Genomic DNA, 392 nt, shown 5'->3' with positions numbered 1-392 from the left:
GGTGATCATAGTTGAAGACATGATCGCCATCCGGCATGATGTAGAAGACCTTCTTCAAAAGCAAACCGGCTTTATCGTGGCAGGTGCATGTGGTACCGTTAAAGAAGCCATTGTACTGATCCATGCCACCAAACCCGACCTGTTGTTGCTCGATATCGGGCTTCCCGATGGAACGGGTTTCGATATCCTGGAACAGCTGCCTGCACCAACGAAGGTCATATTCCTCACGGCCCACCATGAATTTGCTATCAGGGCTATCCGTTACGGAGCCATCGATTACTTACTAAAACCCTTAGACGAGAAGGAATTAACAGATGCGTTACAAAGGGTCACCGCCGCGCAACCCCTGTTACAGGAACAAATTGCCATCACCCTGCACAGTTTCAGGAAAA

The 392-nt window shown here is 49.2% G+C and carries 1 protein-coding gene; it reads left to right on the top strand.

Features of this window, described 5'->3' with window-relative positions:
* A partial coding sequence (locus A4R26_RS14320) for a response regulator (RefSeq protein WP_133054671.1) occupies positions 1-392 on the top strand: 392 nt, incomplete at both ends.

Origin of the sequence: Niastella populi (assembly GCF_002078015.1) — a bacterium.
Taxonomy (GTDB): Bacteria; Bacteroidota; Bacteroidia; order Chitinophagales; family Chitinophagaceae; genus Niastella; species Niastella populi.
Note: the sequence above shows the minus strand (reverse complement) of the source record. Positions and strands in the feature narration are given on the sequence as shown.